1 protein-coding gene is annotated in these 947 nt (G+C 40.5%); it reads right to left on the bottom strand.

Annotated elements, in window-relative coordinates:
• Nucleotides 1-263 precede the first annotated feature (263 nt).
• Nucleotides 264-557 carry a Dabb family protein gene (locus WQ57_RS22435; protein ID WP_046525442.1) on the bottom strand — a complete coding sequence of 98 codons (294 nt, stop codon included), beginning with the start codon at nucleotides 555-557 and terminating at the stop codon, nucleotides 264-266.
• Between the last annotated feature and the right edge of the window lie 390 nt (nucleotides 558-947).

The raw sequence follows: 947 nt of genomic DNA, 5'->3' as shown, positions 1-947 counted from the left end.
ACGACGCTCTTCCGATCTGTAGTTAACACCATAGAATCATACGGATTTTATTTTGGAATTTCCCAAGTACATAACTGAAAAACTATGGTAGTATTTTTTTATTCTTTGGCTACAATTTTACTACGAATATATGGAAGATTAGATTCATTTTTTCTAACAATTCTGTTCGTTGATAAAATTAAAAAAATAAAAAAGGCTAGCACACGCCAGCCTTCGTATTCCCAGTTACGATGTTTATAGTATAAATACTGCAAAAGTCCAAATCAGATTTCGATGTCGACTCCAATGCTGTCCACCCTGCCGACTTTTTTAATAAAGTTGGCAACAGCCTGGTGCTGCTCATCGACGACATAGGCATCCAAAGCTGCTTTGTCCTCGAATCGGACCATTAAGACAACCTGGTATTCCTTGCTTCTCTCGGCAAAGTTCAAACCGGCCTGAAGATCAACAATCCCTGTTAGGTGGTTTTTTAAAGCTTTAAAGCGCTCGACAACTTCCTGCAATTGTTCTTGAGTTGTGGTTTCTGCAAATTTCACAAGTACCGTACGATGAATCATGTATAGTTCCCCTTTTCTGTATCTTTTTCGTTGCGGCTAATTTTATCCAATCCTCGTTAAGGACGCAAATTAATTCTCTTGCTGGTGAAGCTGTTCTCAGTGCCTTTTTTTGGCAACTCCAAGACATTTTGGGTATTGAGAGCTTGCCTCATGACCCGTTTTGGTGAAGGTAACCGAATTTTCGGCACTGATAGGCTTCCTCAATGCCCGTTTTTACTCACATGGTGATATTTCGGGCTTTGAGACCTCTTCTCAGAGCCCCTTTTCAGGAACTTCAAGACATTTTGGGTCTTGAGGATGATCCTTTGCCGGTTCCCTCATTCCCCATCGGGATATGTTTCCCTAAGAAATTGAATCGATTGGGCAATCAGTTCCTTTAATACATCTTCG

This window comes from Mesobacillus campisalis (genome assembly GCF_000986785.1).
Lineage (GTDB): Bacteria > Bacillota > Bacilli > Bacillales > Cytobacillaceae > Mesobacillus_B > Mesobacillus_B campisalis.
This window is presented reverse-complemented; position numbering and strand designations above follow the sequence as displayed.

Bases quoted from the DNA above. Each gene is read 5' to 3' on its own strand.
- WQ57_RS22435 (WP_046525442.1), bottom strand. From the start codon at position 557: ATGATTCATCGTACGGTACTTGTGAAATTTGCAGAAACCACAACTCAA.